General features: G+C 70.5%; 7 protein-coding genes and 1 pseudogene. All 8 read left to right on the forward strand.

Features of this window, described 5'->3' with window-relative positions; translation table 11 throughout:
• A partial coding sequence (locus N864_RS17335; protein ID WP_051518742.1) for an ABC transporter permease occupies nt 1-842 on the forward strand: 842 nt, incomplete at its 5' end.
• Nucleotides 843-940: 98 nt separating this feature from the next.
• On the forward strand, nt 941-1,510 hold the full coding sequence (locus N864_RS17340) for a hypothetical protein (RefSeq protein ID WP_034719832.1): 570 nt from the start codon (nt 941-943) through the stop codon (nt 1,508-1,510).
• Nucleotides 1,507-2,016 (forward strand): HAD family hydrolase, encoded by a 510-nt coding sequence (locus tag N864_RS17345; RefSeq protein ID WP_034719835.1) that lies wholly within the window; start codon nt 1,507-1,509, stop codon nt 2,014-2,016. Before N864_RS17340 ends, N864_RS17345 begins: the two co-directional genes overlap by 4 nt.
• 197 nt (nt 2,017-2,213) lie before the next feature.
• Entirely contained in the window at nt 2,214-3,221 is a 1,008-nt protein-coding gene (locus N864_RS17350; protein WP_034719838.1) for a LacI family DNA-binding transcriptional regulator, read from the forward strand.
• Between the two features lie 23 nt (nt 3,222-3,244).
• Nucleotides 3,245-4,468, forward strand: coding sequence for an ABC transporter substrate-binding protein (locus N864_RS17355; RefSeq protein ID WP_081793986.1), 1,224 nt, complete (start codon nt 3,245-3,247; stop codon nt 4,466-4,468).
• Nucleotides 4,465-5,628, forward strand: a complete 1,164-nt coding sequence (locus N864_RS17360; RefSeq protein WP_051518740.1) for an ABC transporter ATP-binding protein — start codon at nt 4,465-4,467, stop codon at nt 5,626-5,628. The genes N864_RS17355 and N864_RS17360 overlap by 4 nt, the downstream gene beginning before the upstream one ends.
• Nucleotides 5,625-6,536: an ABC transporter permease gene (locus N864_RS17365; RefSeq protein WP_051518741.1), complete on the forward strand. Its 912-nt coding sequence runs from the start codon at nt 5,625-5,627 to the stop codon at nt 6,534-6,536. The genes N864_RS17360 and N864_RS17365 overlap by 4 nt, the downstream gene beginning before the upstream one ends.
• Nucleotides 6,536-6,803: pseudogene (locus tag N864_RS17370) on the forward strand (ABC transporter permease); the annotation flags it as partial. The gene N864_RS17365 and the pseudogene N864_RS17370, both read left to right, overlap by 1 nt.

A 6,803-nucleotide genomic window follows, 5' to 3' on the forward strand; every position in this document is an offset into this window, starting at 1 on the left:
CGGCGGCAGCCCGCCCGGTGGCCTGGTCGCGGGTGCTGCGCCTGCTCGGCTCCGAGCTGCGGCTCGTGGCTGGGCGCCGGCGCAACCAGATGGGCCTGCTCGTCCTCGCCGCCGTGCCGGTCCTCATGGCGGTCGCCGTCAAGCTCAGCTCCCCCCGGCGTCGGGGCGGCGGGCCCGACCTGCTCGCGTCGATCACCTCGAACGGGCTCTTCGTCCCCCTCGCGGCGCTGAGCGTCGAGATCGGGCTGTTCCTGCCGCTCGCCATCGCGATGCTCTCGGGTGACGCCATCGCCGGTGAGGCGAACACCGGCACCTTGCGCTATCTGCTCACCGTCCCCGTCGGCCGGACGCGCCTGCTCGTGACGAAGTACGTGTCCCTCTGCATCGGCGCGCTGTGGGGCGTGGCCGTCATCGTCGTCCCTGGCGGGCTTGTCGGCATCGCGATCTTCGGGACGGGTCCGATGCTGACGCTCTCAGGCACGCAGCTGCCCTTCTGGACCGCCGTCTGGCGGATCGTGCTGATCAGCCTCTACCTCGCGGCGGGCCTCGCCGCCCTGGCCGCCGTCGGGTTGTTCATCTCGACCCTGACCGAGCAGCCGCTCGCCGCCACGGTCGCCCTGACGATCTTCACGATCCTGTCGTGGATCGCGGACGCCGTGCCGCAGATCGACTGGCTGCACCCATGGCTGCTCGTCGACCGGTGGATGGCGTTCGTCGACCTGCTGCGGGACCCGCCGTTCACCGACACCGTCTGGCAGGGGCTCGGCGTCGACCTCGGCTACGCGGTCGTCTTCTGGCTCCTTGCTTGGGCCCGCTTCGCCGGCAAGGACATCACCAACTGAGCAGCCGACCTGCTCTCGCACGGTGGTTCGGCCACGACGAGCCGGGTACGGCTAGGGTCGACAGACGCACCGGTCCCCGCACCAGAAGGGAAGTCGGCATGATCCTGGTCGGCATCATCCTGTTGATCCTCGGCATTGCCGTCGGCGTCCTCGCCGTCATCGCGGCTCTCGGCGCGAGCAGCCTCGTGCACCTGGCAGCCCTTGGCCTGCAACGCGACTCGCACGCCATCGAGCTCGTCATCGCGGGTGGCATCGCGGTCTTGCTCTTCTGCCTCGGCTGGGCCTCCCTCTCCGCGTGGGCGCGCCGCCGCGCGCGGATCCGTCGCGAACAGCGCGAGCAGGAGCGCCTCGCCGACGTCGAGCGGGCCGCCGCCGCCGAGCGCACCGAGCACGAGCGCCGCATGGAGGAGGCCGGGCTGCGCGACGAGGACCTCAAGCGTCGCGAGGACGAGCTTGCCGCGCGACACGACGAGCTCGAGTCCCGCGACCGCGACCTGACCCGGCGCGAGACCGAGTGGCGCGAGCACAACAACCCCTCGGTCGCCGACGTCGTCACCGGCCGCGCCCAGGGCAACGTCTCCCGGGGCACCGCCGAGTGGGCCGACGAGGGCACCAACACCGGCACCGGCACTGACGCGCCGGACGCGCCCCGCCAGCCGCGTCAGTGACCGAGCCGGCCGCCTACGTCTTCGACCTCGACGGCGTCGTCCGCGACTTCGCCCCCGGCAGCCCGGACGGCCACATCGAGGCGGCCCTCGGGCTCCCCGCCGGCGGGCTCGCCGGCCTGGCCTTCCGGTCCGACCTCATCGAGCCGACGATCACGGGGCAGCAGACCTTCGAGCAGTGGTATGCCTCTCTCTGCCGCGCGCTCGAAGAAGTCGTTCCCGAGCCAGCCCGGATCCACGAGCACATGCAGCTGTGGCGCCGACACCGGGGCACGCCGGTGGCCGAGACGGTCGAGCGCATCAGGGCGCTGCGCGACGAGGGGCACCGCGCCGCCTACGTCCGGGCGCACGCGGCGATCGAGGCCGACCTCGGGCCGCTCGACCCCTCCGCCGTCTGGTTCACCGACGACCGACCTGACAACGTCGCGGGCGCAGCCGAGTTCGGCTGGCGGGCCGTGCTCTTCGAGCCGACCACGCACCCGCTGCACGACGCCCAGCGGGCTCGCTGAGCGGCATACGGACCCGTCCCGCGAGGGACCGGCGCGGGGCGCCAGCGGCGTGCGTGACGCACCGGTCCCCTGCAAAGCCTTTCAGCGGCGACCCCAGCAATAACAGGGCAATCACGATCGCAAGAGGGGGTTGACTGGGCTCTGCAAACGGTTTCATACTCCTCTGAATCGGAGCGCTCAACGAGGAGGTGCGGCCAGTGGTGACCATCCGTGACGTGGCAAGTGCCGCTGGAGTCTCGCCCTCCACCGTCTCTCGGTGCTTCACCCAACCGGAGATCGTCGAGGCGGCCACGCGGGAGCGGGTGCTGCGGATGGCGACCCACCTCGACTACCGCCCGAACCGGGCCGCGCGCGGCCTCATCACCGGACGCACCGGCAACATCGGCCTGCTCCTGCCCGACCTGGCCAACCCGTTCTTCCCCTCGATCGTCAAGGGCATCCAGCACCAGGCGCACCTGTCGGAGTATCAGGTCTTCGTCGTGGACACGGACGAGGACCCGGCCGTCGAGCTCGGGCTCGTGCGCTCCCTCGCGAAGCAGGTCGACGGCATGATCCTGTGCTCGCCGCGTATGCGCCCGGCCGAGCTCGCCGAGGCGGCGACCGTCTCGCCCACCGTGCTGCTGCACCGCCGCGCCGGGGGCCTGCCGTCCGTGGGCATCGGCAACGCCGACGCGATGCGCCAGGCGATCGACCACCTCGCCGCACTCGGCCACGACCGCGTCGGTTTCGTGTCCGGCCCCCGGCGCAGCTGGTCCGGGCGCCAGCGCGTCGCCGGCATCCGCAAGGCGGCGGCCGCGCACGGGATCACCCTCGAGGAGATCGGCCACTTCGCGCCCACCTTCGAGGGCGGCAGTGCCGCCGCGCAGGGCGTCCTGCTCTCCGGCGTCACGGCAGTGGTCGCCTACAACGACCTCATCGCGCTCGGCCTGCTCAACGCCCTGCGGGACCGGGGTGTCGACGTGCCCCGTGACCTCAGCATCATCGGCGTCGACGACATCTCCGTGTCGGCCATGGTCCGACCCGCCCTGACCACCCTCTCCGTGCCGAAGGAGGAGTCCGGCCGCGAGGCCGTCGACCTCCTCCTCCAGGTGCTCGCCCACCCGGGGGCCCGCAACCCCCCGGCCGAGACGCTGCCCTGCCGACTCACCGTCCGACAGACCACCGCACCACCCAACCAGCGCGCCGCCACCCGGACCACGGCGTGACCTCACCGAAGAAGGGAAGCCCCATGGCAACCACCCGCAGGACCGCACTGCTGATGACAGGCACTCTGCTGCTCGGCGGCCTCGTTGCCGCCTGCGGCGCGCCCGCTGCCCCCAACCAGTCCGGCGGAGCGGCCACCGGGCCCGTGCCGGACAAGCCGGCCAAGCCGGTCGTGCTCAACATCCTCGACGTCGCCGGCAACCTGCAGCTGACGCAGGGCATGATCGACGACTTCGTCAAGCAGCACTCCGACATCATCAGCAAGGTCACCTACTCCAAGGCCCCGGCACCCGACCTCGTCGGCAAGATCAAGGCGCAGCAGAACGCCGGCCGCGTCGACATCGGCCTCGTCCTGACCGGCACCGACGGCCTGTCCGCCGGCGTCGAGCAGGGCCTGTGGGAGCAGGTCCTGCCGAAGTACAAGAGCCGCCTGTCCAACATGGACAACTACCTCGAGCCGGCCGCGAAGATGCAGGACCTCGCCCAGGGCTACGGCGTCACCGTGACGTACTACCCGTCCGGCCCGCTGCTCGAGTACAACCCTGACAAGGTCAAGAACCCGCCGACGACCGCCGAGGAGCTGCTCGCCTGGGCGAAGGCCAACCCCGGCAAGTTCGAGTACGCCCGCCCGGCTAACTCCGGCCCCGGCCGGACCTTCCTCATGGGCCTGCCCTACATCCTCGGCGACAAGGACCCGATGGACCCGATCAACGGGTGGGACAAGACCTGGGCCTACCTCAAGGACCTCGGCCAGTACATCGACACCTACCAGACCGGCACGACGGCCACGATGAAGGACCTCGGCAACGGGACGGTCGACATGCTCGCCACGACGACCGGTTGGGACATCAACCCGCGCGTCCTCGGCACCGTGCCGGAGAGCGCCAAGGTCGGCACCCTCAAGGGCTTCCACTGGGTCACCGACGCGCACTACGCCGTCATCCCCAAGGGCGCCTCGGCCGACCAGCAGGCCGCCGTCCTCCAGCTCGTCCAGTTCATGCTCACCAAGGAACAGCAGGCCAAGGCCTACGACGACGGCTACTTCTACCCCGGCCCGGCGATCAAGGACGTCCCCCTGTCGATGGCCCCGCAGAAGAGCCAGGACGCGATCAACAAGTTCGGCCGTCCCGAGTACGACCAGCTGATCGCCAACAACCCCAAGGAGGTTCCGCTCGACAACAAGGCGATGGTCGCCGCGTTCGACAAGTGGGACCGCGAGATCGGCGGATCGAAGGTCAAGAAGCAGTGACCAGGAAAGAATCGTTCGAGCAGCTCCGGCTCGACAACGTCGGACGCCGCTTCGGTGGCCAGGACGCTCTGCAGGACCTCGACCTGACGATCCGGGCGGGCGAGTTCATCGCCCTGCTCGGGCCGTCGGGCTGCGGCAAGTCGACCGCGCTCAACTGCCTCGCCGGACTGCTCCCCCTCACCTCGGGGAGCATCTGGCAGGACGACAAGCGCATCGACACCCTGCCGCCGGAGCGTCGCGGCTTCGGCATGGTGTTCCAGAACTATGCCCTGTTCCCGCACATGACGGTCCGCAGCAACGTGGCGTTCGGGCTGCAGATGCGGCGGCTGCCCAAGGCGGAGATCGCCGAGCGAACCGCCGCGGCGATCCGCCTCGTGCAGCTCGAGGAGCACGTCGGCAAGCTGCCCGGCCAGCTCTCCGGTGGGCAGCAGCAGCGTGTCGCGATCGCCCGGGCCATCGTGCTCGAGCCGTCGCTGGTCCTCATGGACGAGCCGCTGTCGAACCTCGACGCCAAGCTGCGCCTGGAGATGCGCACCGAGATCCGGCGCATCCACCAGAGCCTCGGCCTCACGACGGTCTACGTCACGCACGACCAGGAGGAGGCCCTCTCCATGGCCGACCGCCTCGTCGTGCTGCGCAGCGGCCAGGTGCAGCAGATCGGCACCCCCGAGGAGCTGCACACACGGCCGGCCAACTGGCACGTCGCCGGGTTCATGGGCTTCCGCAACCTCCTCGAGCTCGATGCGACGCGGGCCGACGGCGGCGGTGTCGTCGTCGAGGGCCACGGGCTGCGCCTGACCGGGGCCCCCGCATCGGGGGTCAGCGCGGGGGAGCCGGTGGTCGTCGGGGTGCGTCCCGAGGACATCGTGGTGCAGCCCCGCGACTCCGGGGCGGCATCGGCCCGCGACGCCGCGGGCAATGAGGTCCCGGCGACGGTCGAGGTCGTCGAGTACCACGGCCGGGAGTTCGCGGTGGAGGCACGGACGCGGTCCGGGCTCGCCTTCCACGTCAAGACTCCCGAGCGCGTGGCGCCGGGCAACGAGGTGACCCTCGTCATCCCGGCCGAGCGCCTGCTCGTCTTCCCGCGTGGGGACGAGCGGCCGCCCGCACCGGCGCTCGAGCGGTCCGAGCCGTCGCTGAGCGAGGTGGGCTCGACGTGAGCACGGCGACCTCCCGCTCGACGCCGCCGACCGGGCTGAGCCGGCGGCACCGGCTGGCGGAGCGGGGCATCGACAGCCAGCTGCTCCTGCTCGTGCCGGCCCTGGTCTTCGTGCTCGGGCTGTTCATCTACCCGTTCCTCTACGGCCTCGGCCTGTCCTTCCAGCCCACGAACGGCGGCGGCGCGTTCGCGGACTACCAGCGTTTCTTCACCGACGCGTTCCAGCGCGACACGATCTGGAAGACGCTGCGCCTCGCCATCCCGGCGGCGCTGTTCAACGTCCTCGCTTCGGTGCCGATCGCCTACCGGATGCGCGGCCGGTTCCGGGGCAAGCGGCTGATCACCACGCTGCTCGTCGTGCCGATCACTCTCGGCACGGTGCTGACGGCCGAGGGCCTGCTCAACTTCCTCGGCCCGGCCGGCTGGTTCAACCGCACCCTGCAGGCCATCGGCCTCATCGACCAGCCGCTCCGGCTGATCAACAACTACTGGGGCGTGTTCTTCTCGCTCGTCATCACCGGGTTCCCGTTCGCGTTCCTGCTGATCCTGTCCTACCTCTCGGGCATCGACCCGACGCTGGAGCGGGCGGCAGCGACGATGGGCGCCGACTGGAAGGCGCGGTTCCGGCGGATCACCCTGCCGCTGCTGGCCCCCGGGCTCGCGACGACCTTCTGCCTCACCTTCGTCCTCGCGTTCAGCGTCTTCCCGTCGGCAATCCTCGTCGGCAACCCGACCGGCGAGACCCGGGTCATCTCGATCGCCGCGTACCAGGCGGCGTACGAGCAGTACGACTACCCCTTCGCGTCGGCGATCGCCATGATCATGGGCGCCGTCGAGCTGATCGTCATCGCGGTCGTGCTGGTGTGGCGCAGCAGGTTCTACAAGGGTGCGACCGGAGGTAAGGGCTGATGACCACCATGACCGCGGAGGCGCCGCGCCGGCGCATCGTCGCGAGCCCGGGAGCCTGGCTCGTCTGGGGCAGCGTGATCATCTTCATGCTCATGCTCGTCGGCGTCGTCGGCTCAGTCCTCGTCAACTCGTTCGGCGAGCGCTGGTTCAACCGGTGGCTGCCCGAGTCCTACACGACGCAGTGGTACACGCAGGCGTGGTCGGACTTCGCCCTGCTCGACGTCATCATCGTGACGCTCGAGGTGGCCGTGGCCGTCGTCGTGCTGT

Source organism: Intrasporangium chromatireducens Q5-1, assembly GCF_000576575.1.
In the GTDB taxonomy this organism is placed as follows: Bacteria; Actinomycetota; Actinomycetes; order Actinomycetales; family Dermatophilaceae; genus Intrasporangium_A; species Intrasporangium_A chromatireducens.